This is a genomic window from Candidatus Sphingomonas colombiensis (assembly GCA_029202845.1).
In the GTDB taxonomy this organism is placed as follows: domain Bacteria; phylum Pseudomonadota; class Alphaproteobacteria; order Sphingomonadales; family Sphingomonadaceae; genus Sphingomonas; species Sphingomonas colombiensis.
This window is the reverse complement of the sequence record CP119315.1, coordinates 3,069,232-3,094,473: the sequence shown is the minus strand read 5'-3', so window position 1 is coordinate 3,094,473 and position 25,242 is coordinate 3,069,232. Positions and strand designations below refer to the sequence as shown.

Genomic DNA, 25,242 nt, shown 5'->3' with positions numbered 1-25,242 from the left:
GAAGGGAGGGGTTGCGCCCCTCCCCTAATTTTCGACTTACGAGGTCGGTTCGGTCTGCTTCTGCGGCACGCCCGATGCGGCGGCCACTTCAGCTGCGAAATCCGACTGTTCCTTCTCGATGCCTTCGCCGAGCTGGAAGCGAACATAGTCCTTCAGCACGATCGTCGCGCCGGCGTCCTTGCCCGCCTTGGCAACAACGTCGCTGATCTTGGTCTTGCCGTCCATCACGAACAGCTGGCTGACCAGCGCATGTTCCTTGCGATACTTGGCGATCGAGCCTTCCACCATCTTGGCGATGATGTCGGCCGGCTTGCCGCTCTCGGCCGCCTTTTCGGTCGCGATCGCGCGCTCGCGCTCGATCTCTTCCTCGTCCAGATCGCTTTCGTTCAGCGCCTTCGGGAAGGCCGCCGCGACATGCATCGCGAGCTGCTTGCCGAGGCTCTGGAGCACGTCATCCGACGCATCGCTCTCGAGCGCGACGAGCACGCCGATCTTGCCCATGCCAGGCGCCTGCTGATTGTGGACATAGCCCACGACGGCGCCCTTCGACACCTCAAGCCGCTTCGCACGGCGCAGGTTCTGGTTCTCACCGATCGTCGCGATATTCGTGGTCAGCACGTCCTCGACGGTCTTGCCGCCGAGCGGGGCCGCCTTGATCGTCGCCAGATCGTCGCCCATTTCGAGCGCGACGGAGGTGACGTCGCGAACGAAGGTCTGGAACTGATCGTTTTTCGCAACGAAGTCGGTCTCGGAATTCACCTCGACCGCCGCACCCTTGGTGCCGCTGACCTCGATACCAACGAGACCCTCGGCCGCGGTGCGGCTGGACTTCTTGGCAGCGGCCGCGAGGCCCTTGGTGCGCAGCCAGTCAAGCGCCGCGTCCATGTCGCCGCCGGTCTCGCCGAGCGCCTTCTTGCAGTCCATCATGCCTGCGCCGCTCTTTTCGCGCAGATCCTTGACCATCGAAGCCGTGATGTCGGCCATGTCCATGTCCTCGATTTGTAAAGCCGTCGCCCATTCCTGTCGGCGGGCGCTCCACCCAAAGTGGGATCGCAAAGCGCGCCGACAAGCTCGGCCGGACGGAAGATAAGGCCGGCCCGTAGGCCGGCCATGTTTCAATTATGCTTCAGCTTCGGCGACAGGCGCGGTTTCGACCGCCACCGCCTGCTCGACCGGCGGCTCGGCCATCGCGCCGATATCGGCACCGCCGCGACGCTGCTGCTCCTGATTGCCGCGGGTGGACGCAATCGCCACCGCTTCGCAATACAGGCGGATCGCGCGGCTCGCGTCGTCGTTCGCCGGCACCGGGAATGCGATGCCGTCCGGCGACACGTTCGAATCGAGGATCGCGACGACCGGGATGCCGAGCGTGTTGGCTTCCTTGATCGCCAGCTCTTCCTTGTTGGCGTCGATCACGAACATCACGTCCGGGATGCCGCCCATGTCGCGGATGCCGCCGAGCGACAGCTCGAGCTTGTCACGCTCACGGGTGAGCTGAAGCACTTCCTTCTTGGTGAGGCCGGCGGTGTTGCCCGACAGCTGCTCCTCAAGGCTCTTCAGGCGCTTGATCGAGTTCGAGATCGTCTTCCAGTTGGTGAGCATGCCGCCCAGCCAGCGGTGGTTGACGAAATGCTGGCCGGCGCGACGCGCGCAATCAGCGATCGGCTCCTGCGCCTGGCGCTTGGTGCCGACGAACAGAACCTTGCCGCCAGCGGCGACGGTCGACGAAACGAATTCCAGCGCGCGTGCGAACAGCGGCACGGTCTGCGACAGATCGATGATGTGAACGCCGTTGCGGTCACCGAAGATGTAGGGCTTCATCTTCGGGTTCCAGCGGTGAGTCTGGTGGCCGAAGTGCGCGCCGGTTTCGATGAGCTGCTGCATGGTGACGACAGGTGCCGCCATAGGATAATTCCTTTCCGGTTAAGCCTCTGGGAAGCGAGAATGACGCTCGGCTGAAAGCCTGCGCACCGGTGATGATGCTTCCCATGCGGGGTTGAGGGCGCGCCGTTAGCGCACCTCGAACCGAAAAGCAATCGCTTGACGCGTTGGAACAAATATGGAACACATCGTGAGAACGGAGCGCGAACACTCTTTCATTCCCGCAACTTCCTCAGGGTTGGCGCGGTAAAGAGATCGCTTCCTCCGACGCATGAACGGGTCCGCACACCGCACGGTGGGCCGGCCGGACAGGAGGCGAAGATGATGTTTCTGCTCGCAATCGCGACCTTTGGCGCCGCACTGGGTATCTCGGCCTATGCCATCGTCGAAACCGTGGGGCCGAATCTGCACAAGATCCGGCTCGCCCTGATCGGACAGTCGCCGATGCCGATCCTCCCCGCACTCGAAATAGCGCGCGGGGAGCGCCGCAATATCGTCAGGCGTCGGGGAGCGTCCCCGGCTCGCTCGGCTGCGTCGTGGCGCGCAGCCGCCTGACGCGCGCGTAGCTGGCCATGCTGAACGGGATTGCGAGCAGATAGGCGACGCTCAAGGCGGTGAAGGTGTGCCACGGGGCGGATATGGCGGCAGCCCCGAAGAGCACCACCACCGCCAGTGCCTCGAAACGAATGTTCCGGCGCAATCGCAGCGATCCCCAGGAATAAGTCGCCAGGCTCGATACCATCAGCACGGCGACCAGCGCAGTCCAGGGTGCGACGACATAGGGGGAGCGCAACAGCGGTTCACCAGTCCAGAACCACAGGAACATCGGCAGCAGGGCAAGCCCCGCCCCCGCCGGCGCCGGCACGCCGGTCAGGAAACCCGCCGATTTATGCGGCTGCTCCGTCACATCGATATTGGCGTTGAAGCGCGCCAGACGCAGCGCGCAAAAAACGGCGAGCATCAAGGAAGCCATCCAGCCGAAACGCGGCAGAGCGGAGAGCGACCAGAGATAGAGGATCAGCGCCGGCGAAACCCCGAAGGAAATCGCGTCGGCCAGCGAATCGAGCTCCGCCCCGAACCGGCTCTGACCGCGCACCATTCGGGCGATACGGCCATCGAGCCCGTCGAGCACGCCGGCGAGCAGGATCATCGCCACCGCGAGTTCCCACCAGCCCGAAATGGCGAACCTGATACCCGAAAGCCCGGCACAGAGCCCGAGCGCGGTCACCGCATTGGGCAATACCGCGCGCAACGGCAAACCGCGCAACCGACGAGGCGGTACACTCATCCGCAGGCGCCTCGCCCGGAGTTCAGGGCAAAGAGGATCATTGCGCAGTCCCGGTTACGGCAGAAACGCCATAACGGCCGATCACCGTCTCCCCGGCGACGGAACGCTGACCGAGCGCGACCTGCGGCTCACACCCTTCGGGAAGGAAGACGTCGACGCGGCTGCCGAAGCGAATCAGGCCGACGCGCTGGCCCACCGTGACGATATCCCCCACCTTGGCGAAACCGACGATGCGCCGTGCGACAAGCCCGGCGATCTGCGTGAAGCCGACGCGGCGACCATCATAACCCTCGACGACGAAATGCTGACGCTCATTGTCTTCGGACGCCTTGTCGAGATCGGCGTTGAGGAACTTGCCGGAAATATAAACGACCTGCTTGATCGTCCCCGCGATCGGCGCGCGATTGATGTGCACGTCGAACACCGACATGAAGATCGACACCCGCACCATCGGATCGGTGCCGAGTTCGCCGACCAGCTCGCGCGGCACCGGCACGCGCTGGATCATCGTGATCAACCCGTCAGCGGGTGCGACGACCAGATCGTCGCCGCGCGGCGTGGTGCGCACCGGATCGCGGAAGAACGCCGCGACCCAGATGGTCAGCCCAAGCATCGGCCAAAAGAAGATATTCGAAACGATCGTCAGCAGTAGCGTGAGGCCGAACGCGATCGCGACGAACTTCTGCCCCTCGGGGTGAACGGCGGGAAAGCGCCATTTGACGGTGGTGGTGACGGGAAGGCCCGGGCCTTCCGGCTTATCTAGTGATGGCATTGTCGCGATGTAGCCGCGCGAGTCGTTACGCACAACGCAGACATATGCATTTTGCACGAGCGATAGCGGCGGCCAATGGTTGATCCCCCGCGCCCTTCCTCCTATCGCGCTCGCCAAACCTCCCCTTACAAGGAATTGGACATGGCGAAGATCAAGGTGAAAACCCCCGTCGTGGAGATCGACGGCGACGAAATGACCCGGATCATCTGGGAATGGATTCGTGAGCGCCTGATCAAGCCGTATCTCGATATCGATCTCGATTATTACGATCTGGGCGTCGAGCATCGCGACGCGACCGACGATCAGGTGACGATCGACAGCGCGAAGGCGATCCAGAAGTATGGCGTCGGCGTGAAGTGCGCGACGATCACCCCGGACGAGGCGCGCGTCGAGGAATTCGGCCTCAAGAAGATGTGGAAGTCGCCGAACGGCACGATCCGCAACATCCTGGGCGGCGTCGTGTTCCGCGAGCCGATCGTGATGCGCAACGTGCCCCGCCTGATCCCGGGCTGGACCCACCCGATCGTCGTCGGCCGCCACGCATTCGGCGATCAGTACAAGGCCACCGACTTCCTCGTGCCCGGCAAGGGCAAGCTGACCATGAAGTGGGAAGGCGAGAATGGCGACGTGATCGAGGAGGAAGTGTTCAACTTCCCCGGCGCCGGTGTCGCGATGGGCATGTACAACCTCGACGAATCGATCCGCGACTTCGCTCGCGCGTCGCTGAACTACGGCATCAACCGCAAGTGGCCGGTGTATCTGTCGACCAAGAACACCATCCTCAAGGCCTATGACGGGCGTTTCAAGGATATCTTCGCGGACGTTTTTGAGGCCGAATTCAAGGACAAGTTCAAGGAACTTGGCATCGTTTACGAACATCGCCTGATCGACGACATGGTCGCCAGCGCGCTGAAGTGGAACGGCGAATTCGTCTGGGCCTGCAAGAACTATGATGGCGACGTGCAGTCGGATCAGGTCGCGCAGGGCTTCGGCAGCCTCGGCCTGATGACCTCGGTGCTGATGTCGCCGGACGGCAAGACGATCGAGGCAGAGGCGGCGCACGGCACCGTCACCCGCCACTATCGCCAGCATCAGCAGGGCAAGGCGACCTCGACCAACCCGATCGCGTCGATCTTCGCCTGGACCGGCGGCCTCAAGTATCGCGGCAAGTTCGACAACACGCCCGACGTCACGCGCTTTGCCGAGACGCTGGAGCGGGTCTGCGTCGAGACCGTCGAGGCGGGCGACATGACCAAGGATCTCGCGATCCTGATCGGCCCGGATCAGAAGTGGATGACCACCGAGCAGTTCTTCGAGAAGGTCCGCCAGAACCTCGAGGCGAAGATGGCCAGCTGGGCCTGATCGCCAACTGTTTAAGGAATAAGGAAAAAGCCGGTGCTCACGTGGATGTGGGCGCCGGCTTTTTTCATTCCGGTCGGCCCGATCAGTCCCGGCGCAGTTCTACCACCAGGCCACCATCGCCTTTCAGGATCGTCGGACCGCGTTTATCGAGCCGAGCCTGCTCCTGCAGTTCAACAATGCGGCTTCCGCCACATGGCGATGAGGCCGGTCGACTCCATCGCACATTCACCGATATTCGTTCGTCGCCGGCGGGATCCACCAATGGCAGGACACTCAACTGTACGTTCAGTTCGTTCGCGGTGCTGCTACGGAACCCGTTTTGTGGCATGCATTCATCGGCCTGCGCCTCCATCATATTCTGCCGCCAACTCGCCAGACCGCGCGGCGACACCCATAAGGCCCCGCTCCACAACACCCCTTCCGGCGCACGAACGGAGACGGCAACGCGGATGCGGGGGCGCGTGATTCCCTGCTCGGAGGGTAAACGAGGGACGGTGGTGATTATGACCGGCGGCGGCGGCGGCGCTGGGTGCACGGCGGCCTGGGCAAGCAACAAAACGATCATCAAACCCCTCCTGCGAATATCTGTGCACACTTTGGAAGGCAGCGCGTTCCGATCACGTCAAAGAACAGACTTAACAGCTTCCGGCGAGCGGATATGCTCGCGCCTGACGCCCAGCCCCAGTACACGCGCGGGAATGCGGCGGAGCGGCGCCACACCGTCCAGCAGGCGCAACGCAAAGGGCGCGTGCTCGATTTCCCCCGCCAGCGCCTTTTCCAGCACATTGCGGTGCGCCGCGCGCTGGATCGCCTGCACCACCCGCACCGGGAACATGCGCCGCGCCTGCACTTTGGAGAGCAGCGGATCGGGGTCGGCGCCACGCATCATCGGCGCCGCGAGGATGTTCGCCGCCGCCACGGCATCCTGAATGGCAAGATTGATCCCGACGCCGCCCACCGGCGACATGGCATGCGCCGCATCGCCGATCGCGAGCAGGCCGGGGCGATGCCATCGCGTCAGCCGGTCCAGCGACACGGAAAGCAATTTCACCTCGTCCCAATCGCTTACCGCTCCGATTCCCGATGCGAGCACCGGCGCGGCGCGCGCCATTTCTTCACGGAAGGCCGCGATACCGCGCGCCTGCACCTCCTCCGCGCTCCCCTTGCGGATCACGCGGGCGCATTGGAAATAGTCGCCGCGATCGATCGCCACCACCATCTGACCTTGGGAGAGATAGCCGGCGGTCTCGTTGACCGAGCCGCGGTCCTTCGGCACGCGAAACCAGAAAACGTCGATCGGCACCCCCAGATCGAGGCGCGGCAGACCGGCCGCATCACGCAGCGCCGAGGTCCGCCCATCGGCAAGAATCGCGAGGCGCGCCCGGATCTCCTCCCCTGCCCGCGTGCGGACGCCGGCGATCCGGCCATGTTCATCGATCAGCGAGACCGCCTCGCTCTCCATCCGCAGGTCGAAGCCGGAAAAGCGGCGCGCGACGCGCGCGACGAAATCCAGGAAATGCCATTGCGGCATCATCGCGACGAACCGGCCGCGCCCGGGCAGATGGGTGAAATCCGCGATGCGATAGCTTCGGCCGCCGATAAACGCGCCGATCTCCTCCACCTTGTCATGCGGCTCCGCGAGCAATGCATCGAGCAACCCAAGCTCTTCGAACAGATCCAGCGTGGAGGGGTGGACGGTATCGCCGCGAAAATCGCGCAGGAAATCGCCATGTTTCTCCAGCACCGCCACATGAAGGCCGGCGCGCGCGAACAGCAATCCCGCCATCATCCCGGCAGGGCCACCGCCCACCACAACAATATCGTGTTTTTCCATTGCTACGGTCCTGACAGCGGTGGTTTCGTCTGATTAAGGTAATGCGATGGCAATCGGACTTGAAAATCACGGATTCAGCGACACGCTCGTAATTCTGGGCGCGGCGGGCATGGTGATCCCCGCGTTCGCCCGTTTCAAGATCAGCCCGGTTATCGGTTTCATTCTGGTTGGGATGCTGGTCGGCCCTGCGGGGCTCGGTGCGCTCGGTCGACAAGGCGCCGTGGCTTTATTATTTCACGATCACCAATCCGGACGCGATCGAGCCGCTCGCCGAATTCGGGATCACCCTGCTGCTTGTTCTCGATCGGGCTGGAACTGTCGTTCCGGCGATTATGGTCGATGCGGCGGCTGGTATTCGGCACCGGCGCGGCCGAACTGATCGGATCTGGGCTGCTGATCGGCGCCGGGCTGCATCTTCTGGGGCAGAGCTGGGCCGGGGCGATCGGGCTCGGTTTCGCGCTCGCGCTCTCGTCCACCGCGTTGGTGCTGCCACTGGTCGGGACAACCGGCGCGGTGGGGCGTGGCGCGTTCGCCATGCTGCTGTTCGAGGATATCGCGCTGGTGCCGATCATCTTCGCGCTCGGCGCCATGGCACCCACCGCCTCCGCCGACGGATGGCAAGGCATGGCCGGGGTCGCGCTGCGCGGCGGATTGACGGTCGTGGCGATCTACATCGGCGGCCGGCTGTTGCTGCCCCGGCTGTTCGCGCAAGCGGCGCGCACCAAGAGCCCGGAGTTGTTTCTGGCGGCATCCTTGCTGGTGGTGATCGTCGCCAGCGTGGCGACATCCGCCGCCGGCCTGTCGCCGATCGTCGGCGCGCTGCTGGCCGGGCTGTTGATCGCCGAGACCGAATATCACACCGAAGTCGAGGTGATGACCGCGCCATTCAGGGGGCTGGCACTCGGCGTCTTCCTGATCACGGTCGGGATGAGCGTGAACCTTTCCTCCATCATAGAGAATTGGACATCGCTCGTGCTCGCCGTAACCGGCGTGGTCGCCATCAAGGCGGTGGTTACCTATCTCCTGCTGCGCGTCGCCAATGCCCGTCATGGCGTGGCGGCGGAAACCGGGCTGCTGATGGGGAGCCCGTCCGAAACGACGCTGATCGTGCTGGCGGCGGCGGCGCAGGCGCAATTGATCCAGCCCTCCACCGCCGCCTTTTGGCAAACGGTCACCGCGATCGGACTGACGATCACGCCGCTGCTCGCGCAGATCGGCACCGCAATTTCCCGACGGCTCGACACTTCCGACAATCAAGCCGAGCCTGAAATGGACGAAGCGGGGCGAACGGTGGTGATCGGGTTCGGCCGTGTCGGGCGCCTCGTCTCGGATATGCTGACGCGGCATAATCAGCCCTATGTCGCCGTGGAGGCGGATATCGACACGGTGAAGGCGGCGCGCCACGCCGGGCATCCGGTGCTATTCGGCGATGTATCGCGCGAACAAATGGTCGATCGGCTCAACTTGGCCGCCGCGCGCGCGCTGATCCTGACGATGGACGATCCTGTCCTGACGGTGCGGCTCGTCCGGCGTATCCGGGCGCTTTTCCCGGAATTGCCGATCATCGCGCGCGCCCGCGATATGCGGCATGCCGCTGAATTATATCGCGCCGGCGTTACCGATGCGGTGCCGGAAACGCTGGAAAGCTCGCTCCAGCTGTCGGAGGCGGTGCTGGTCGATCTCGGCGTCGCGATGGGCCCCGTGATCGCATCGATCCACGAGAAACGCGACGAGATGCGCGAGACGATCCGGCGCGAGGCCGCGCTCACCCGCGAACCGCGCATCCGTCGTATCCGCCGCAAAAGTGAACTGGCCACGGAAGAGTGAACCGCATCCGTTCACGGTTTTCATCGGCTAAAACCTAGTTTTCGCCATGATCCGCGGTTAACGCCCGCGTCATGCAGCCGTCTGATCTCCGCGTCGCTCTGTTCAGCGGCAATTACAATTACGTGCGCGACGGCGCTAACCAATCGCTCAATCTGCTCGTCGGTTATCTGCTCGAACAGGGGGTGAAGGTGCGGGTCTATTCGCCGACCGTGCCCAAGCCGGCGTTTCCGGCGGTGGGCGATCTGGTCGACGTGCCCTCCATTCCGATGATCGCGGGGCGCGGCGAATATAAGCTCGCGCGCGGGCTTCCCGCGAAACCGCGCGCCGATCTGGAAGCATTCGCGCCCAATATCGTCCATGTCTCCGCGCCGGAGTTCTTGGGCCATGCGGCGGTGCGCTGGGCGAAGGCGAATGGCATCCCCGCCGTCGCTTCTTTCCACACCCGGTTCGAAACTTACTGCAGCTATTACGGGCTCGGTTTCCTGGAACCGCTCGTCAAGCATCTGATGACGCGCTTCTACAACCGCTTCGATCGGGTGCTGGTGCCGAGCAACAGCATGATGGCGCTGCTCGCCGAATGGGGCGTGAAGGCGCCGATGGGCATCTGGTCACGCGGGATCAATCACGATCGCTTCCGGCCCGATCGCCGCGATCTGGCGTGGCGCCGTTCGCTGGGCATCGGCGATGATGAGATGGCCGTCGGCTTCCTTGGCCGGCTGGTGAAGGAAAAGGGGCTCGACATCTTCGCCGAGGTCTCGACCGAACTGAAACGGCGCGGCGTGGCGCATAAGGTGCTCGTGGTAGGCGAAGGCCCCGCGCGGGACTGGTTCGCGCAGGCGGTGCCGGATGCAGTGTTCACCGGCTTCCAGTCAGGCGACGCGCTGGGCCGCGCGGTCGCCTCGATGGACGTGTTCTTCAATCCGAGCGTGACCGAGACCTTCGGCAACGTCACGACAGAGGCGATGGCGAGCGCCGTGCCCGTGGTGGCGGCACGCGCGACCGGCGCAGTCGATCTGGTCGAGGATGGCGTGAACGGCTTTCTCGTGCCGCCGCGCGACGTGAACGCTTATGCGGACGCGATCGGGCGGATCGTGGCGGATCCGGCGCTACGCCACACAATGCGCGAAGCCGGCCACCGCAAGGCAGCCGGCTATCGCTGGGATACCGCCAACCGGGCGGTGCTGGACGCCTATCTTGGTCCGAGGGCCTAAGCTTCTTTCCAATCGAACGTCAGCGGCGCTTCGCGGAAGGCGAAGCGATCGAGATGGCTCGCGACAACGCCGCGCATCCGCTCGACATCCTCCCCGTCGGGCACGGTCAGCGCGACGTCGAGCGTTTCGCTGTCCGCGCGCATTTCGAGCCGGCTGCCGTTCGGAAATTCGATCGTCCCCTCCTCCGCCGAGAAGGTGACGACCATCTTGTGGCTCCAGTGTTTGGCGAGTTGCTGGAGATAGCGGCTGGCCGACGCGGTCGGCACGCGAGCGAGCGAGACGCTCACCGCAGCCGCTCGATCTTCTGCGCGACCTCGTCGATCAGCGCGGCGACATCGTGCAGCGTATCCTGCGAGAAATCGCCCCTGGTCAACCGATGCTCCAGCGCGACACGCAGATTGCCCATCGCGCGACGGATCGGCGCGCCGTCGGTGCGCTGGCGGCGCTCGCCGACATGCGCGAGCCGCTCGATCAGCGCCTCTACCTGCTCCTTATTTTCCTCGAGATGCGCGCGGCCGGCGTCGGTCGCCCCATAACGTTTGCGCTTTTCGTCGGCGGCCTGCTCCTCGATGAAACCCATTTCGTCGAGCAGGGTAAGCGTCGGATAAACCACACCCGGGCTCGGCGCATAATCGCCGCCGGTCAGTTCCTCGATCGCGCGGATCAGTTCGTAACCGTGGCGCGGCTCATCCGCGATCAGCTTGAGCAGGACGAGACGAAGCTCGCCACCGTCGAACATCCGCCGCCCGCGACCGCGACCGCCGCCGCGTGCATCGCCGCCGAATTCCCAGTGAACGCTGAACGGCCCGCGCGACCAATCGCCGCGCGATCCGCAATGGCGGCCTCTGCCGCCGTGCATACCATGAAACATTGAATGCTCCTTTTGTATCACGATGGCGCTAAGATATATCTTAGATGATGCTCTACAAGCCCTGCTGTCAAAAATTTCTGCGCGCCTTATCTTGGTGCGATGGCCGATCTGTTCGCGGGGTTTGAACCCGCCACTCCCCACGATGATACCGTTGCCCCGGATGCGCCGCTGGCTGATCGCCTGCGCCCGCGCCAGCTCGACGAAGTGGTCGGGCAAGAGCATCTCACCGGCCCGGAGGGTGCTATCGGGCGGATGGTAGCCGCCGGACGACTGTCCTCGATGATCCTGTGGGGGCCGCCGGGCACCGGCAAGACGACGATAGCGCGGCTGCTGGCGGATGCGGTCGGTTTGCGCTTCGCGCCGATCTCGGCGGTGTTTTCGGGCGTCGCCGATCTCAAGAAGGCGTTCGCCGAAGCGCGCGATCATGCGCGCGCCGGCAAGCGCACCCTGCTGTTTGTGGACGAAATCCACCGCTTCAATCGCGCCCAGCAGGACGGCTTCCTGCCCTATGTCGAGAACGGCACCGTCACCCTTGTCGGCGCGACGACCGAAAATCCGTCGTTCGAATTGAACGCCGCGTTGCTCAGCCGTGCGCAGGTGCTGATCCTCCAGCGGCTCGATCGCGCCGCGCTCGACAAGTTGCTCGACCGTGCCGAGACGGAGATGGAACGCCCCCTGCCCCTTACGCCCGAAGCGCGCGAAGCGCTGGTGGCCAGCGCGGACGGGGATGGACGTTTCCTGCTCAATCAGGCCGAGACTTTATTCTCGGTCGCGATCGACGCCCCGCTCGACCCGGCGGGCCTCTCATCCTTCCTGCAACGCCGCGTCGCGGTGTATGACAAGGATCGCGAGGGGCATTACAATATCATCTCCGCGCTGCATAAATCGGTGCGCGGATCGGATCCGCAGGCGGCGCTTTATTATCTCGCGCGGATGCTGACCGCCGGTGAGGAGCCACTCTACGCGCTGCGCCGGCTCACGCGCATGGCGGTGGAGGATATCGGCATGGCCGATCCACAGGCGCTGACCCAGTGCATCGCCGCCAAGGACGCCTATGAATTGCTCGGCTCGCCGGAAGGCGAACTCGCGATCGTGCAGGCGTGCCTCTATCTCGCCACAGCGCCCAAATCGAATGCCGCCTATATGGCGATGAAGAGCGCGTGGCAGTCGGCGCGCGAAACCGGATCACTGATGCCGCCGGCCAATATCCTGAATGCGCCGACGAAGTTGATGAAGCAGGTCGGCTACGGCAAGGGCTACGAATATGATCATGACGCGACGGATGCCTTTTCCGGCGCGAATTACTGGCCAGCGGAGATGGCGCCGCAGCATTTCTATCAACCTACCGGGCGCGGCTACGAAAAAAGGGTTGCCGAGCGGCTTGCCTGGTGGAACGAACGCCGACGTGAAAAGAACGATTAGCCTAGCATTGCTCGCACTCGCCACGCCGATTTCCGCGCAGCAGATTCGCCCCACCTCGCCACAGCCATATAATCAGGCGATCGCCGCCGGTTACAAGGCGCTCACCCTCTGCGAGGGCGTGTTCGACGCCGGGCGCAGCGAGAGCCAGATCGCCTCGGTCGAGTTGCGCGGCATCTATCCCGAATATGACGCGATCGTGCCCGGCCTGCCCGCCACGATCGACCGCCAGACGCGCGTGGTGACCGTGCCGTTCGATGCGCGGCTCGCCCCGCGGCGCGCGATGTGGCGACCGCTTTATGGCTGCTATCTCTCGCCGATCGGCACACCCGCCGCGCGGGCCAATCCCGCCGCCACCACCGCCACGCCGCTCCCCGCCGATCCTCGCCCATGGCCGATGGGCGATGCCAATATCGCGCCGCGCCCTTCCCCGTCGCTCGCCGGGCTGGTCGCCCGCGCCTTCGATCGCGCGAGCTTCGGCGCGGAAAGCGTGACGATCGGCGTGGTGATCCTGAAGGACGGCCGTATCGTCGCGGAGCAATATGCGCCCGGTTTCGGGCCGCTCGTGCCCAATCGCACATGGTCTGTTGCCAAGAGCATCGCGGGAACGATGGTCGGCCTCGCTTCGGCGAGCGCGAACATCGATCAGTATAAGCCCGCCACGATCCCCGAATGGCGTCGCCCCGGCGATCCGCGCGCGACGATCACGCTCGACAATCTGATGCGGATGGCGAGCGGCCTGCACAGCGACAGCGCCGGCAACCGCACCGATGCGATCTATTTCGGCGGCACCAGCGTTACCGAACAGGCAACCGGCTGGCCGCTGGAAGCGGCACCGGGCACCCGGTTCCGCTATGCCAATAACGATATCATGCTGGCCGCGCGGAGCCTGCGCGCGACGCTCGGCGAAGCGCGTTACGCCAGCCTGCCGCATGAGGGGCTGCTCCGTCCGCTCGGGATGGGGCATACCACCCTCGGCACGGACTGGCAGGGCAATTACATCCTCTCGAGCCAGGTGTGGACGACGGCGCGCGATCTCGCGCGGCTCGGCCAGTTCTGGTTGCAGGACGGCGTGTGGCAGGGCCGTCGCATGCTGCCGGCCGGCTGGATGCGTTATATGACGACGCCAAACGGCCCGCAGCCGGTGGATGGCCCGGGCTATGGCGCAACGATGTGGCTGTTCGGGCCGAAACAGGGCCTACCCGTCGGCAGTTATGCCGCGCAGGGCAATCGCGGCCAATCCGTGATGGTGATCCCGCAGCACGGGCTGGTGATCGTTCGTCGCGGCGAAGATCCGGGCGCGGCGCGCTTCGATATCGCGCGCTTCTCCGCCGAAGTGATCGCCGCAGCGCCATGAGGAACTGGGCGGACGTAGTGGATTTCGCCTGCTCCCTCCCGGACGTGGAGATGGCATCCTTCTACGGCACGCCCTGTCCCAAGGTTAACGGCAAGGCTTTCGTCTCCCCCGGCCGGGAGGCGGACAGCTTCCACGTCATGGCATCGCATGAGGAAAAGGCGGTGCTGCTGGAAACGGATCCCGACACTTTCTGGCAGACCCCGCATTATGAGGGCTGGCCGGGCTTGCTGGTGTATTACGGCGCGGCGGACGAGGAGCGCGTCCGCAACGTCATCCGCCGCGCCTGGTGGGATCGCGCGAAAAAGGCGCAACGTGCGGCGTTCGGCGATCGCCCCTGAGCGCTTCCGCCGCTTCGTCGCGATCGACTGGTCCGGGGCGAAGGGCGCGCGACATCGCGGGATCGCGATGGCCGAGTGCGTATCAGGCGAGGACGCCCCGGCGCTGATCGCGCCGCCGGCCGGTATCTGGTCGCGAACCGAGGTGCTGGACTGGCTCTTGGCGCGGGCGGATGAGCCGCTCTTGGTCGGTTTCGATTTCAGCTTCTCCGCCCCGTTCGTCGCGCGCGGCGCGCATCTGCCGGGCGAAACGAACACGCGAAATGCCCGCGCGCTGTGGCGCTATATCGACGAACAGAGCGATGACATCGATCTCGGGGCAGCGCACTTCATAACGACGCGGCGCGGGCGCCATTTCTATCTTGGCGCGGCGTATGGGGAGAAACGGGATTTCCTCCACTGGCGGGTCTGCGAATCGTTGGACGGCCAGTCGACCAAACCCTCCACCGTTTATGATGCGATCGGCGCGGCGCAGGTTGCGAAGGCAAGCTTCGCAGGGATGAGACTGCTCCACCATCTCGTCCCGCGCATCGCGATATGGCCGTTCGATCCCGTGCCGGCGCACGGCGCGGTGGTCGTGGAAATCTACACCGCGATCGCCGCGCGCGCCGCCGGATTGCGCAAGGGCATGAGCAAGCTCAGAACCGCCGCCGCGCTGGACGACGCACTGGCGACAATCGCGTCGAAGCCGCACCTCCCACTCCCTCGCTATGACGATCATTCGACCGACGCGATCCTCGCCGCCGCGTGGCTCCGCCGCGCGGCCGAACGCGGCGATCTATGGCAGCCGGCCCGCATGACGCACGCAATTGCGCAAAGCGAGGGCTGGACGTTCGGCGTCGCCTGACGCATGGACGCGAACAGTCACAACGATGATCGGGGTCACGCCCCATGGGCCGGTTTAGCTCAGATGGTAGAGCACCTGATTTGTAATCAGGGGGCCGCGGGTTCGATCCCTGCAACCGGCACCATAATTTTTCGGCCGCGCTATCGGCAACCGGGCGCGCATCAGGGCGTTGGGTTACATCAATGATCCGTGTCGCCAGCTACAACATGCGCAAAGGCATCGGCACCGACCGACGCCGCAATCCCGATCGCACGCTCGAGGTGCTGCGCGAGATCGATGCCGACGTGATCGCGCTGCAAGAGGCCGATCGTCGCTTCGGCGCGCGGTCGGCGGTGATACCCGCGCATCTGATCGACGAGCATAGCACTTGGAAGCCGGTGGATTTCGGCGCGCGCGCCACGTCCATGGGCTGGCATGGCAATGCGCTGCTGGTACCGAAAACCGCCGAGATCCTCGACTGCGAGGTAATTCACCTGCCCTCGCTGGAGCCGCGCGGCGCGGTGATGGCGGATGTTCGGATCAACGGGGAGCCGATCCGCGTCGTCGGGATGCACCTTGACCTCTCCGGCCTGTGGCGGCGAAGACAGGCGCATGCGATCCTCACCCATATCGCGGCGAGCCTGCGCCAGCACCCGACGGTGATGATGGGCGATCTCAACGAATGGACCCGTGCCGCCGGCTGCCTGCGCGATTTCGATCGCGATTTCTCGTTCGCCGATACCGGGCCCAGCTTTCACGCACGACGCCCCGTGGGGCGGCTCGATCGGATCATGGTATCGGACGGGCTGAAGGTCGTGGATTGCGGCGTCCATGGCTCCCATGCGGCACGCAAGGCGAGCGATCATTTGCCGATCTGGGCGGATATCGCCGCCGCATGAACGCTGCCCGTATTCGTGAGAAGGAATTGCGGCTGGCGCTGGTCTGCTACGGCGGGATCAGCCTGGCGGTCTATATGCACGGCATCACGAAAGAGGTGTGGCATCTCGCCCGCGCCAGCCGTGCGAGCCATGATGGCGAGAAGCTCAGCGGCACCGCAGGTGTCTATGCCGCCCTGCTCGACGAGATGGCGGAAGAAGGCGCGCTGCGCCTGCGCATCCTGCCCGATATTCTTGCGGGCGCCAGCGCCGGTGGGATCAATGGCATCTTCCTCGCGCAGGCGATCTCGTCGGGCCAGTCGCTCGATCCGTTGACCGACCTGTGGCTGGAGCGCGGCGACGTGGAGGCGCTGATCGACGCCGCCGCCGCGCCCGCCTCGCGCTTTTCCAAAGCATGGGCGCTCCCGCTCGCGTGGATGGCGGCTGGGCGCAGCGCCGACAAGCTGGAGGCGATCGACGAGAACACACGCGAGGAAGTGCGCAGCAAGCTCTCGCATTTCGTCCGGTCGCGCTGGTTCGAGCCGCCGTTCAGCGGACCCGGCTTTACCGGGATGCTGCTCGACGCGTTCGACGCAATGGCCGCCGCGCCACGCGGACCGCGCCTCTTGCCGCGCGGCCAGCCGCTCGACCTGTTCGTCACCGTCACCGATTTCACCGGCCATCCGGAGCGGCTGCAGCTCCATTCTCCGCCGGAAGTGCTGGAGACCGAGCACCGGCTCATTTTCCCGTTCAGCGATTACGGGGAGGAACGCGACACGCTCGCCCCGTCCGCCGAACTGGCCTTCGCCGCACGGGCGACATCCAGTTTTCCAGGCGCCTTCCCGCCGTTCACGGTAGGCGAAATCGACGGTGTTCTGAACGAGCGTGCAGCGGAATGGCCGACGCGCGATGCTTTCCTTCGCCGCATTCTGCCGCGCCAATCGGCGGCGAATGCAGCCGAAAAGGCAGTCCTGATCGACGGATCGGTGCTCGCAAACGCGCCGTTCCGCCCGGCGCTCGACGCATTGCGCCGGCGACCGGCGCGGCGTCAGGTCGATCGGCGCTTCGTGTATATCGACCCCTCCCCCGGCACGAAATTCCGCCTGTCCGGCGAGCGCGATGGCGTGCCCGGCTTCTTCCAGACGATTCTCGGCGCGATCAGCGAATTGCCGCGCCAGCAGCCGATCCGCGACAATCTGGAAGCGATCGCCAAGCGCTCGGCACGGATCGAGCGGATGAGCGCGATCCTGCGCGCCGTCCGCCCGGAGGTGGAGGCGAAGGTGGAGGAGCTGTTCGGCCGCACCTTCTTTCTCGATCGCCCCACCGCATCCCGCATCGCCGCATGGCGTCGCCGGGCGCAGATGGCCGCCGCGGAACATGCCGGATACAGCTACGCCGCATACGCTCATCTGAAACTGACCGGCGTGATCGAGACGATCTCCGCGCTGTTGCATGGCATCGGCGGCGAGCCCGGTCCGCAGCACTGGCAACGTATCCGACAACTGATCGAGGCGGCGCTCGTAGGTCGCGGCTATGACGAGACGTCGCCCGACGTTGCCGGGAGCGCGGCCACGATCGATTTCCTGCGCACATTCGATCTCGGATTTCGCATCCGACGCCTGCGATTGATGTCCCGTCGCCTGAGCGAGCTGGAAGGCGGCGTCGCCAATGAAACGATCCTGCCGATCCGCGACGCGATCTACGAATCGCTTTCAGCCTATCTCGATTGCCAGAATCCGCGTTCGCACCATGCGCTTCGCGGCGAGGTTCGCGCACTGCGAGGCGACGCGGGCGCATTGCTCGATCGTCTGGCCGATTCGATGGAATTGAAGCGGCTGGATGCGGAGACGGATCTGCGGCTCGCGGAGGCGCTGGCCGCACTGCCCCGCGATCTGCGCCACGATCTGCTACTGCGCTACCTCGGCTTCCCCTATTTCGACGTGGCGACCCTTCCCCTGCTTCAAGGCGAGGGAATGGACGAATATGATCCGATCCAGGTCGATCGGATCGCGCCTGACGATGCGCGATCGATTCGTGGCGGGGGCGCCGAGGCGACGTTGAAAGGCATTCAATTCAATAGCTTCGGGGCATTCTTTAGCCGATCCTATCGCGAGAACGATTATCTGTGGGGCCGGCTGCACGGTGCGGAACGGATGATCGACATCGCGGTCTCCGCATTGGTTGGCGAGGCGCGCTTGCGGCCTGGGCGGGTGGCGGCAATCAAGCGCGCCGCATTCATCGCAATCCTCGATGAAGAGGCCCCGCGCCTCCATACCGCCGCCGTCCTGATCGAAACACTGCGTCGCGAAATCGGCTGAGGCTGGAAAAATCGCGCCAGCCCGTCTAGTCCCGTCCATGCGGGAGATCACCGATGCAGTTCCTAAAAATCCTCTTCTGGTGCCTGATCGCCTTCATCGCGGCGGTCTTCACCTTCGGCAATTGGAAGTGGGTGACGATCCAGCTGTTCGGGAATCTGGTCGCCGAAGTGAACCTCCCGTTCCTGCTGCTCGTCACCTTCGCGATCGGCTTCGTGCCGACGCTGATCTATCAGCGCGCGATGCGCTGGCGGCTGCGGTTGCGGCTGAACAACGCCGAGCGCACGCTTGCCGATTTGCGCGCCGCTCCAGTTGTTGCGCAGCCGGTTGAGCCTATCGCCGTTCCCGCCACTATCGCCTCGCCGGGAGAAGCCTGAACGTGAGTAACCGTATCTACGTCGCCCTCGATACCCCGGACATCGCCCGCGCAAAGGCGGTTGCCGAGCGCGTCCGCCACCATGTCGGCGGGATCAAGCTCGGGCTGGAATTCTTTGCCGCCAACGGCCGCACCGGCGTGCGCGAGATGGCGGATCTTGGGCTGCCGATCTTCCTCGACCTGAAGCTGCACGACATTCCGAACACCGTGGCCAAGGCGGTGCAGGCTTTGCGCGGGCTGGAACCGGCGATCCTGACGGTCCACGCAGCCGGCGGGCGGGCGATGCTGGAGGATGCCAAGGCCGCCGCCCCGACGGGCACCAAGGTGGTCGCGGTAACGATGCTGACCAGCCTCGACCAGCGCGATCTCGATGCGACCGGCATCACCGGCTCTCCGCACGATCAGGTGCTCCGTCTGACCGAACTGGCGATGCGGGCCGGCGTGGACGGCATCGTCTGCTCCGGCGCGGAAGTGAAGGCCGCGCACGAATTATGGCCAAAGGGTTTCTTCGTCGTCCCCGGCGTTCGCCCCGCCGACGGTGTGATCGGCGATCAGAAGCGGGTCGTCACGCCACGCGATGCGCTGGATAATGGAGCGTCGATCCTGGTGGTAGGCCGCCCGATCACGCAGGCCGATGATCCTGATGCCGCCGCCCGGGCGATCGGCGCGACGCTCTAGCATCTGCCGTCGATGACCGAAGGCTGACGCAAAACTTCGCGCGGTCGAAAGAATTTGTCGCTCGCATCCGCCGGCCGTCACCCCGATAGGCTAAGGCGAATGCGGGCTGCCGTCATTACGTGGAATCTCACCATGCCCACCACTGCCAAGATATGCGGCATCACGACGCCCGAGACGCTGGACGCGGCGATCGTCGGCGGGGCGAGCCATATCGGTTTCAACTTCTTCGCCCCCTCACCGCGTTATCTCGAAGCCGATCGCGCGGCGGCGCTGGCGGCACGGATGCCCTCGCATATCTGTCGTATCGGGGTGTTCGTCGATCCCGACGACGCGCTGATCGAAATGGCCGTTACGGCTGGCCGGCTGCAGGCACTGCAACTCCACAAGACCGCGCCGGCGCGCGTCGCTGAACTCGCGCGACGCACAGGGCTCGAAATCTGGGCGGTGGTTGCCGTGAAGGTCCGCGCCGATCTCGACGGTGCCTGCAACTACAGGGATGCGGCCAATCGCATCCTCTATGACGCCAAGACGCCCGATGATGCCGCGCTGCCCGCCGGGATGGGATTGCGCTTCGACTGGTCGGTCCTCGACGGCTTTCGCCATCCGCTGCCATGGGCGCTATCGGGTGGGCTGGATGCTGCAAACGTGGCGGAGGCGATCGGCCGCACCAACGCGTCGCTGGTCGACGTTTGTTCCGGCGTGGAATCCGCGCCGGGCGTGAAGGACGTGGACAAGATCGCCGCATTCCTTAAGGCGATCCCGCGATGACTACCCCCAATTCCTTCCGTGCGCAGCCCGATGAGCGCGGGCATTTCGGTGATTTCGGCGGCCGCTATGTCGCCGAGACGCTGATGCCGCTGATCCTCGATCTGGAGCGCGAATATCGTGCGGCGAAGGCCGATCCCGCGTTCCAGGCCGAGTTCGACGATCTGCTCGAACATTATGTCGGCCGCCCGAGCCCGCTCTATTTCGCGCCTCGGCTGACCGAGGAATTCGGCGGCGCGCAAATCTGGCTCAAGCGCGAGGAATTGAATCACACCGGCGCGCACAAGATCAATAATTGCATCGGCCAGATCCTGCTCGCGATCCGCATGGGCAAGACACGGATCATCGCCGAGACGGGTGCGGGCCAGCACGGCGTGGCGACTGCAACGGTGTGCGCGCGCTTCGGCCTTCCCTGCGTGATCTACATGGGCGCGAAGGACGTGGAGCGGCAGCAGCCGAACGTGTTCCGCATGAAGCTGCTCGGCGCGGAGGTGATCCCGGTCACGTCCGGCGCGATGACGCTGAAGGACGCGATGAACGAGGCGATGCGCGATTGGGTCGCGAACGTCCACGATACTTTCTACATCATCGGCACCGCCGCCGGCCCGCATCCCTATCCGGAGCTGGTGCGCGATTTCCAGAGCGTGATCGGCAAGGAAGCGCGCGCGCAGATGCTGTCGCGCTCCGGGCGCCTGCCCGATCTGCTGATTGCGGCGGTCGGCGGCGGATCGAATGCGATCGGGCTGTTCCATCCGTTCCTCGACGACGCGGAGGTCGCGATGATCGGCGTGGAGGCGGCCGGCCACGGCATCCACTCCGGCCAACATGCCGCAAGCCTGACCGGCGGCTCGCCCGGCATCCTTCACGGCAACAAAACCTATCTGTTGCAGGATGAGGACGGCCAGATCGCCGAGGCTCACTCGATCAGCGCCGGCCTCGATTATCCCGGCATCGGGCCGGAACATAGCTGGCTGCACGAAATCGGCCGCGTCCGTTACCTGCCGATCACCGATACCGAGGCGCTCGAGGCGTTCCAGCTCTGTTGCCGCGCCGAGGGGATCATCCCCGCGCTGGAAAGTGCCCACGCCCTCGCCGCGCTGCCCAAGGTGGCGAAGGATTATGGCAAGGACGCGATGATCCTCGTCAACGTCTCCGGCCGTGGGGACAAGGATATCTTCACCGTCGCCGATGCGCTGGGGGTGAAGCTGTGAGCCGCCTTTCCGATACGTTCGCCGCTACCTCGGCCGCTGGTCGAGCCGCGCTCGTCTGCTTCATCACCGCCGGCGATCCCACACCGGACGCGATGGGCGCGATCCTCGACGCGGTGGTCGCGGGCGGGGCCGATGTGATCGAGCTGGGCATGCCCTTCACCGATCCGATGGCGGACGGCCCGGCGATCCAGGCGGCGAACCTGCGCAGCCTCGCGGCGGGCACCACCACCGCCGCGATCCTGAAGATCGCGCGCGAGTTCCGCGCTCGCCACCCGAGCATTCCGCTGGTGCTGATGGGCTATGCCAATCCGATGCTGCGGCGCGGGCCGGAGTGGTTCGCCAACGCCACGCGCGATGCGGGCATCGACGGCGTGATCTGCGTCGACGTGCCGTCAGAGGAAGACGACGCGATCGGACCCGCGCTGCGTGCGGCCGGGGTCGATCTCGTTCGACTGGCCACGCCGACGACCGATGCCGCACGACTGCCCGCCGTTTTGGCGGGTGCGGGCGGCTTCCTCTATTACGTGTCGGTCGCCGGGATCACCGGGCTGCAACAGGCCGCGCAATCCTCGATCGAGGAGGCTGTGGCGCGGCTGAAGGCGGCAACCGATTTGCCGGTATCGGTCGGCTTCGGTATTCGCACGCCCGGACAGGCAGCCGCGATCGGCCGTATCGCCGATGGCGTGGTGGTCGGCTCCGCGACCGTCGAACTGATCGGCAAGCACGGCGCGGATGCGCCTGCCGCCGTGACCGCCTATATACGCACGTTGAGCGACGCGATCGGCGCCGCCCGCAAGGAATAGAAATGAGCTGGCTTTCGAGCGTCCGCAACGCCCTTTCCTTCGTCGTCGCGAAGAAGGAAACATCCCCCGACAACCTGTGGCACAAGTGCAAGGGTTGCGGGCAGATGGTCTTCACCCGCGAGCTGGAGGAGAACCTCAGCGTCTGCCCGAAGTGCGATCATCATGAGCGGATCGGGCCGAAGGATCGCTTCGCGCAGCTTATGGACGCGGGAAGCTGCGTCGAGCTGCCGGCCCCGCGCGCGCCGGAAGACCCGCTCAAGTTCCGCGATTCGAAGCGCTATGCCGAACGCCTCAAGGCGGCCCGCGCCAGCACCGGCGAAAACGATGCGTTCGTCAACGCGCGCGGGACGATCGACGGCCATCGCGTCGTGATCGGCGTGCAGGATTTCGCCTTCATGGGCGGATCGATGGGCCAGGCGGTGGGAGAGGCGTTCATTCAGGGCGTCGAAGCCGCGATCGCGGACAAGGCGCCATACATCGTCTTCACCGCATCGGGCGGCGCGCGGATGCAGGAAGGCATATTGAGCCTGATGCAGATGCCGCGTTCGACCGTCGCGATCCAGATGCTTCACGACGCGGGCCTGCCCTATATCGTGGTGCTGACCGATCCGACTTCGGGCGGGGTGATGGCTGCTTATGCCATGCTGGGCGACGTGCATATCGCCGAGCCGAAGGCGATGCTGGCCTTCACCGGGCGGCGTGTGATCGAGAATACGATCCGCGAGAAGCTGCCGGATGATTTCCAGACATCGGAATATCTGCTCGAGCATGGGATGCTCGACATGATCGTCCATCGCAAGGATCTGCGTCAGCAACTGGCGACGGTGATTTCCTACCTCTGCCACCAGCGCGCGGCGGCCTGACCCGGTCACGCGGGAGGGCTATCATGGCTGATCACGCGATCTCGGCCGATCCGGCGGTGCAGGCACAGCTCGATCGTTTGTGGTCGCTCTCCCCCGGCGCGGACGTGCTGGGGCTTGGGCGGATCACGCAGCTACTGGAGCGCGTCGGCAATCCGCATCTGCGCCTGCCGCCCGTGTTCCACGTCGCCGGGACCAACGGCAAGGGCTCGACCTGCGCGTTCCTGCGCGCCGCGCTGGAGGCCGCCGGGCTGCGCGTTCACGCTTATACCAGCCCGCACCTCGTCCGTTTCAACGAGCGTATCCGTCTGGCGGGCACGCTGATCGACGATGCCACGCTCGCGCCATTGCTGGCGGAGGTGCTCGACGTTGGCGGGGATATCGGCGCGAGCTTCTTCGAAGTGACTACCGCGGCGGCCTTTCTCGCGTTCGCGCGCACGCCGGCCGACGCCTGCGTGATCGAAGTCGGGCTCGGCGGGCGGCTTGACGCTACGAACGTTCTCCCCAAACCCGCGATCTGCGGCATCGCCGCGCTCGGCATCGATCACGAGGCATTCCTGCTCGCCGCGGAGGCCGGCACGCCCGAAGCGCCGCTCGATCGCATCGGCTTCGAGAAAGCGGGCATCGCCAAGCCCGATGTACCGCTCGTCACCCAGCATTATCCCGCATCGGTTGCAGCGAGCGTCGCCGCAGTCGCCGCCGCACGCGGTGCGACCGTGCTGGCACGAGGCACGAACTGGGACATATCGGCGACCGGCGATACGCTACGCTATCGCGACCAGGCCGGCGAGATCACGCTCCCGGCCCCGACGCTTGCCGGGCCGTATCAGATTGAAAACGCCGGGCTGGCAGTTGCCATGCTGTGGCACCAGCAAGCCGTGCCGGTCGACACCGCCGCGATCGCTTATGGTATCAGCGCCGCGCGCTGGCCCGCGCGGATGCAGCCACTTGGCGATGGGCCGCTCGTCCGTCGCCTGCGTCCCGAACAACGTCGCTTCGGAATATGGCTCGATGGCGCGCATAACGAATCCGCCGCCGCCGCGATCGCCGGATCATGGGGCGGAGGCGCGCCCACCACGATCGTTATCGGCATGCTCGCGAACAAGGATGCCCATGGCGTGCTGCGGCACCTGATCGGCGATCGGGCCGATTGCCATGTCGTCGCGGTGCCGGTCCCCAATCACGCCTGTCACGCCCCCGAATCGCTCGCGGCGATGGCGCGGGAATACGGCGCGACGGCAGCGACCATCGCCGATGATGTGAGCGCGGCATTCGATGCGCTCGCCCGATCGGGGTTCGGCAAATCCGTGCTGGTGGCGGGCTCGCTGTACCTCGCCGGTGAGGTGCTCGCGGCAAACGATGAGCCGCCTGCCTGACCTTTCTAATTGCGATTGACTTGCAATAGCTAAAAATGGAAGGTCGCGGCCGAGAGGAAGTCCGCATGACCTTGCCTGCCGCTACCATGACCGCCGCCGCCCTCCCTTACCCGCTGCCCCCCTGCCCCAATGCACGCGTATTGCTGTTCGCAATGCGGCGGATGGGCGCGCACGGGCTGGCCGATGCGCGCGCGGCGCACGCGATTTTCACGCTGTTTCGTGAAGGATTCCGCCGCCCGCTGACGCTGGTGCGCACATTGATGGCGGATCTTGCCGGCAATGCCTCGATGCCGATCGCGATCGCACCGTGCTGCTGCGGGCGGATCACGGTCGCCGAAGCGGGTTTGTTGACGATTGTCGCCCGCGTCGAAACGGCGCCGGAAACGGCCGCATTGCTGCTGGGCGATCTGCTCGGGATACGCCGCGCCGATGGCGTGCTGGCGAGCGTCGCCGCGGTTTCAGCGGCCTTCGCGGACGAAGGGCGGCCGATCCTCGCGTGATGCCCCGCTCTGCGTGAACAGGCGGAATCCACTTGGCAGGCGGCGGGGCTTCACCCCCGCCAGCGTCGCATCGATCGCGCTGATCGCGGCGAGAAGATCGCGCTGAGCAAAGGGCTTGGCGAGGTGGCCGCTCGCCAATGGCTCCGCATCTTCCGGGAAATTGCCTGTGACGAACAGCACCGGAATGCCGTGCTCGGCCGCGACTCGCGCAACCTCCACGCCGCTGCCATCAGCCAGTTCGACATCGACGAGCACCAGATCGATATCGTCCGCCTCGCGGATGATCGTCACCGCCAGCGCCACGCGATCGACCGTGGCGACGATCTGATAATTTTCGTGGGTCAGCAGATGCTCGACCTCGAACGCCACCAGCGGCTCATCTTCCACCAGCAAAAGGCGCGTGATCCGTCGATCTTTCCGCCCGAACACCATCGACAGCCTCATGACCACAAACGCTACGTTCCTGCGCCTTAACGCCGGGTTCACACTTTCGACGCAAT

General features: G+C 65.2%; 25 protein-coding genes, 1 tRNA gene and 1 pseudogene. 18 read left to right on the top strand and 9 right to left on the bottom strand.

Annotation, left to right across the window (positions count from 1 at the left end; genetic code table 11):
* Positions 1–36: 36 nt before the first annotated feature.
* From tsf to P0Y64_14955, 4 genes are all read right to left on the bottom strand, one after another.
* Positions 37–984 (bottom strand): translation elongation factor Ts, encoded by a 948-nt coding sequence (tsf, locus tag P0Y64_14970; GenBank protein ID WEK42666.1) that lies wholly within the window; start codon positions 982–984, stop codon positions 37–39.
* A 135-nt stretch (positions 985–1,119) separates the two neighbouring features.
* Positions 1,120–1,905 (bottom strand): 30S ribosomal protein S2, encoded by a 786-nt coding sequence (gene rpsB / locus P0Y64_14965; protein ID WEK42665.1) that lies wholly within the window; start codon positions 1,903–1,905, stop codon positions 1,120–1,122.
* Positions 1,906–2,377: 472 nt separating this feature from the next.
* The gene (locus P0Y64_14960) at positions 2,378–3,169 is read right to left on the bottom strand and encodes a phosphatidylcholine/phosphatidylserine synthase (protein ID WEK42664.1); all 792 of its coding nucleotides are present in this window, start codon (positions 3,167–3,169) and stop codon (positions 2,378–2,380) included.
* A 37-nt stretch (positions 3,170–3,206) separates the two neighbouring features.
* Positions 3,207–3,941, bottom strand: coding sequence for a phosphatidylserine decarboxylase (locus P0Y64_14955; protein ID WEK42663.1), 735 nt, complete (start codon positions 3,939–3,941; stop codon positions 3,207–3,209).
* 141 nt (positions 3,942–4,082) lie between these two features.
* Between P0Y64_14955 and P0Y64_14950 the strand changes: the two genes are divergently transcribed.
* The gene (locus P0Y64_14950; protein WEK42662.1) at positions 4,083–5,303 is read left to right on the top strand and encodes an NADP-dependent isocitrate dehydrogenase; all 1,221 of its coding nucleotides are present in this window, start codon (positions 4,083–4,085) and stop codon (positions 5,301–5,303) included.
* An 82-nt stretch (positions 5,304–5,385) separates the two neighbouring features.
* Here P0Y64_14950 and P0Y64_14945 read toward each other — a convergent pair whose 3' ends face one another.
* Both P0Y64_14945 and P0Y64_14940 read right to left on the bottom strand, forming a co-directional pair.
* Complete coding sequence (locus tag P0Y64_14945) at positions 5,386–5,868, bottom strand: hypothetical protein (GenBank protein ID WEK42661.1); 483 nt, start codon at positions 5,866–5,868, stop codon at positions 5,386–5,388.
* A 57-nt stretch (positions 5,869–5,925) separates the two neighbouring features.
* Positions 5,926–7,137, bottom strand: coding sequence for an FAD-dependent oxidoreductase (locus tag P0Y64_14940; protein WEK42660.1), 1,212 nt, complete (start codon positions 7,135–7,137; stop codon positions 5,926–5,928).
* A 46-nt stretch (positions 7,138–7,183) separates the two neighbouring features.
* Here P0Y64_14940 and P0Y64_14935 point away from each other — a divergent pair.
* Positions 7,184–8,964 (top strand): annotated as a pseudogene (locus tag P0Y64_14935) (cation:proton antiporter).
* A 71-nt stretch (positions 8,965–9,035) separates the two neighbouring features.
* A complete protein-coding gene (locus P0Y64_14930) occupies positions 9,036–10,175 on the top strand; it encodes a glycosyltransferase family 1 protein (GenBank protein ID WEK42659.1) in 1,140 nt (379 codons plus the stop codon).
* Here the strand turns inward: P0Y64_14930 and P0Y64_14925 are convergent.
* Together P0Y64_14925 and P0Y64_14920 are read right to left on the bottom strand one after the other, a co-directional pair.
* A complete protein-coding gene (locus P0Y64_14925; protein ID WEK42658.1) occupies positions 10,172–10,462 on the bottom strand; it encodes a DUF2218 domain-containing protein in 291 nt (96 codons plus the stop codon). The two genes, P0Y64_14930 and P0Y64_14925, sit on opposite strands and share 4 nt — an antisense overlap.
* The gene (locus P0Y64_14920) at positions 10,459–11,046 is read right to left on the bottom strand and encodes a PadR family transcriptional regulator (protein ID WEK42657.1); all 588 of its coding nucleotides are present in this window, start codon (positions 11,044–11,046) and stop codon (positions 10,459–10,461) included. Before P0Y64_14920 ends, P0Y64_14925 begins: the two co-directional genes overlap by 4 nt.
* Before the next feature lie 99 nt (positions 11,047–11,145).
* Here P0Y64_14920 and P0Y64_14915 point away from each other — a divergent pair, with 99 nt between their 5' ends.
* The 15 genes from P0Y64_14915 (at position 11,146) to P0Y64_14845 (ending at position 24,742) form a co-directional block, all read left to right on the top strand.
* Complete coding sequence (locus P0Y64_14915; protein WEK42656.1) at positions 11,146–12,468, top strand: replication-associated recombination protein A; 1,323 nt, start codon at positions 11,146–11,148, stop codon at positions 12,466–12,468.
* Complete coding sequence (locus P0Y64_14910; protein WEK42655.1) at positions 12,452–13,822, top strand: serine hydrolase; 1,371 nt, start codon at positions 12,452–12,454, stop codon at positions 13,820–13,822. Before P0Y64_14915 ends, P0Y64_14910 begins: the two co-directional genes overlap by 17 nt.
* A complete protein-coding gene (locus tag P0Y64_14905; protein WEK42654.1) occupies positions 13,819–14,160 on the top strand; it encodes an MmcQ/YjbR family DNA-binding protein in 342 nt (113 codons plus the stop codon). Before P0Y64_14910 ends, P0Y64_14905 begins: the two co-directional genes overlap by 4 nt.
* Positions 14,150–15,004, top strand: a complete 855-nt coding sequence (locus P0Y64_14900) for a hypothetical protein (protein WEK45065.1) — start codon at positions 14,150–14,152, stop codon at positions 15,002–15,004. Before P0Y64_14905 ends, P0Y64_14900 begins: the two co-directional genes overlap by 11 nt.
* 48 nt (positions 15,005–15,052) lie before the next feature.
* Positions 15,053–15,128 (top strand) — tRNA-Thr (locus P0Y64_14895).
* A gap of 58 nt (positions 15,129–15,186) precedes the next feature.
* Positions 15,187–15,882, top strand: a complete 696-nt coding sequence (locus P0Y64_14890) for an endonuclease/exonuclease/phosphatase family protein (GenBank protein ID WEK42653.1) — start codon at positions 15,187–15,189, stop codon at positions 15,880–15,882.
* Positions 15,879–18,176 (top strand): patatin-like protein, encoded by a 2,298-nt coding sequence (locus P0Y64_14885; GenBank protein WEK42652.1) that lies wholly within the window; start codon positions 15,879–15,881, stop codon positions 18,174–18,176. Before P0Y64_14890 ends, P0Y64_14885 begins: the two co-directional genes overlap by 4 nt.
* Before the next feature lie 53 nt (positions 18,177–18,229).
* Positions 18,230–18,550, top strand: coding sequence for a lipopolysaccharide assembly protein LapA domain-containing protein (locus tag P0Y64_14880; GenBank protein WEK42651.1), 321 nt, complete (start codon positions 18,230–18,232; stop codon positions 18,548–18,550).
* Positions 18,551–18,552: 2 nt separating this feature from the next.
* Complete coding sequence (pyrF, locus tag P0Y64_14875) at positions 18,553–19,227, top strand: orotidine-5'-phosphate decarboxylase (GenBank protein ID WEK42650.1); 675 nt, start codon at positions 18,553–18,555, stop codon at positions 19,225–19,227.
* 132 nt (positions 19,228–19,359) lie between these two features.
* Complete coding sequence (locus P0Y64_14870) at positions 19,360–19,995, top strand: phosphoribosylanthranilate isomerase (protein ID WEK42649.1); 636 nt, start codon at positions 19,360–19,362, stop codon at positions 19,993–19,995.
* Complete coding sequence (trpB, locus tag P0Y64_14865) at positions 19,992–21,203, top strand: tryptophan synthase subunit beta (GenBank protein ID WEK42648.1); 1,212 nt, start codon at positions 19,992–19,994, stop codon at positions 21,201–21,203. Before P0Y64_14870 ends, trpB begins: the two co-directional genes overlap by 4 nt.
* A complete protein-coding gene (gene trpA, locus P0Y64_14860; GenBank protein ID WEK42647.1) occupies positions 21,200–22,006 on the top strand; it encodes a tryptophan synthase subunit alpha in 807 nt (268 codons plus the stop codon). Before trpB ends, trpA begins: the two co-directional genes overlap by 4 nt.
* A gap of 2 nt (positions 22,007–22,008) precedes the next feature.
* On the top strand, positions 22,009–22,869 hold the full coding sequence (gene accD / locus P0Y64_14855; GenBank protein WEK42646.1) for an acetyl-CoA carboxylase, carboxyltransferase subunit beta: 861 nt from the start codon (positions 22,009–22,011) through the stop codon (positions 22,867–22,869).
* A 23-nt stretch (positions 22,870–22,892) separates the two neighbouring features.
* Positions 22,893–24,242, top strand: a complete 1,350-nt coding sequence (locus tag P0Y64_14850) for a bifunctional folylpolyglutamate synthase/dihydrofolate synthase (protein ID WEK42645.1) — start codon at positions 22,893–22,895, stop codon at positions 24,240–24,242.
* Between the two features lie 65 nt (positions 24,243–24,307).
* Positions 24,308–24,742: a hypothetical protein gene (locus P0Y64_14845; protein ID WEK42644.1), complete on the top strand. Its 435-nt coding sequence runs from the start codon at positions 24,308–24,310 to the stop codon at positions 24,740–24,742.
* Here P0Y64_14845 and P0Y64_14840 read toward each other — a convergent pair.
* A complete protein-coding gene (locus P0Y64_14840; GenBank protein ID WEK45064.1) occupies positions 24,701–25,174 on the bottom strand; it encodes a response regulator in 474 nt (157 codons plus the stop codon). The genes P0Y64_14845 and P0Y64_14840 overlap by 42 nt on opposite strands.
* Between the last annotated feature and the right edge of the window lie 68 nt (positions 25,175–25,242).

What these genes read in the sequence shown, in the direction of transcription:
- tsf (WEK42666.1), bottom strand. Translation starts at nt 984, where the DNA reads ATGGCCGACATCACGGCTTCGATGGTCAAGGATCTGCGCGAAAAGAGC.
- rpsB (WEK42665.1), bottom strand. Translation starts at nt 1,905, where the DNA reads ATGGCGGCACCTGTCGTCACCATGCAGCAGCTCATCGAAACCGGCGCG.
- P0Y64_14960 (WEK42664.1), bottom strand. Translation starts at nt 3,169, where the DNA reads ATGAGTGTACCGCCTCGTCGGTTGCGCGGTTTGCCGTTGCGCGCGGTA.
- P0Y64_14955 (WEK42663.1), bottom strand. Translation starts at nt 3,941, where the DNA reads ATGCCATCACTAGATAAGCCGGAAGGCCCGGGCCTTCCCGTCACCACC.
- P0Y64_14950 (WEK42662.1), top strand. Translation starts at nt 4,083, where the DNA reads ATGGCGAAGATCAAGGTGAAAACCCCCGTCGTGGAGATCGACGGCGAC.
- P0Y64_14945 (WEK42661.1), bottom strand. Translation starts at nt 5,868, where the DNA reads ATGATCGTTTTGTTGCTTGCCCAGGCCGCCGTGCACCCAGCGCCGCCG.
- P0Y64_14940 (WEK42660.1), bottom strand. Translation starts at nt 7,137, where the DNA reads ATGGAAAAACACGATATTGTTGTGGTGGGCGGTGGCCCTGCCGGGATG.
- P0Y64_14930 (WEK42659.1), top strand. Translation starts at nt 9,036, where the DNA reads ATGCAGCCGTCTGATCTCCGCGTCGCTCTGTTCAGCGGCAATTACAAT.
- P0Y64_14920 (WEK42657.1), bottom strand. Translation starts at nt 11,046, where the DNA reads ATGTTTCATGGTATGCACGGCGGCAGAGGCCGCCATTGCGGATCGCGC.
- P0Y64_14915 (WEK42656.1), top strand. Translation starts at nt 11,146, where the DNA reads ATGGCCGATCTGTTCGCGGGGTTTGAACCCGCCACTCCCCACGATGAT.
- P0Y64_14905 (WEK42654.1), top strand. Translation starts at nt 13,819, where the DNA reads ATGAGGAACTGGGCGGACGTAGTGGATTTCGCCTGCTCCCTCCCGGAC.
- P0Y64_14890 (WEK42653.1), top strand. Translation starts at nt 15,187, where the DNA reads ATGATCCGTGTCGCCAGCTACAACATGCGCAAAGGCATCGGCACCGAC.
- P0Y64_14885 (WEK42652.1), top strand. Translation starts at nt 15,879, where the DNA reads ATGAACGCTGCCCGTATTCGTGAGAAGGAATTGCGGCTGGCGCTGGTC.
- P0Y64_14880 (WEK42651.1), top strand. Translation starts at nt 18,230, where the DNA reads ATGCAGTTCCTAAAAATCCTCTTCTGGTGCCTGATCGCCTTCATCGCG.
- P0Y64_14870 (WEK42649.1), top strand. Translation starts at nt 19,360, where the DNA reads ATGCCCACCACTGCCAAGATATGCGGCATCACGACGCCCGAGACGCTG.
- trpB (WEK42648.1), top strand. Translation starts at nt 19,992, where the DNA reads ATGACTACCCCCAATTCCTTCCGTGCGCAGCCCGATGAGCGCGGGCAT.
- accD (WEK42646.1), top strand. Translation starts at nt 22,009, where the DNA reads ATGAGCTGGCTTTCGAGCGTCCGCAACGCCCTTTCCTTCGTCGTCGCG.
- P0Y64_14850 (WEK42645.1), top strand. Translation starts at nt 22,893, where the DNA reads ATGGCTGATCACGCGATCTCGGCCGATCCGGCGGTGCAGGCACAGCTC.
- P0Y64_14845 (WEK42644.1), top strand. Translation starts at nt 24,308, where the DNA reads ATGACCTTGCCTGCCGCTACCATGACCGCCGCCGCCCTCCCTTACCCG.
- P0Y64_14840 (WEK45064.1), bottom strand. Translation starts at nt 25,174, where the DNA reads ATGGTGTTCGGGCGGAAAGATCGACGGATCACGCGCCTTTTGCTGGTG.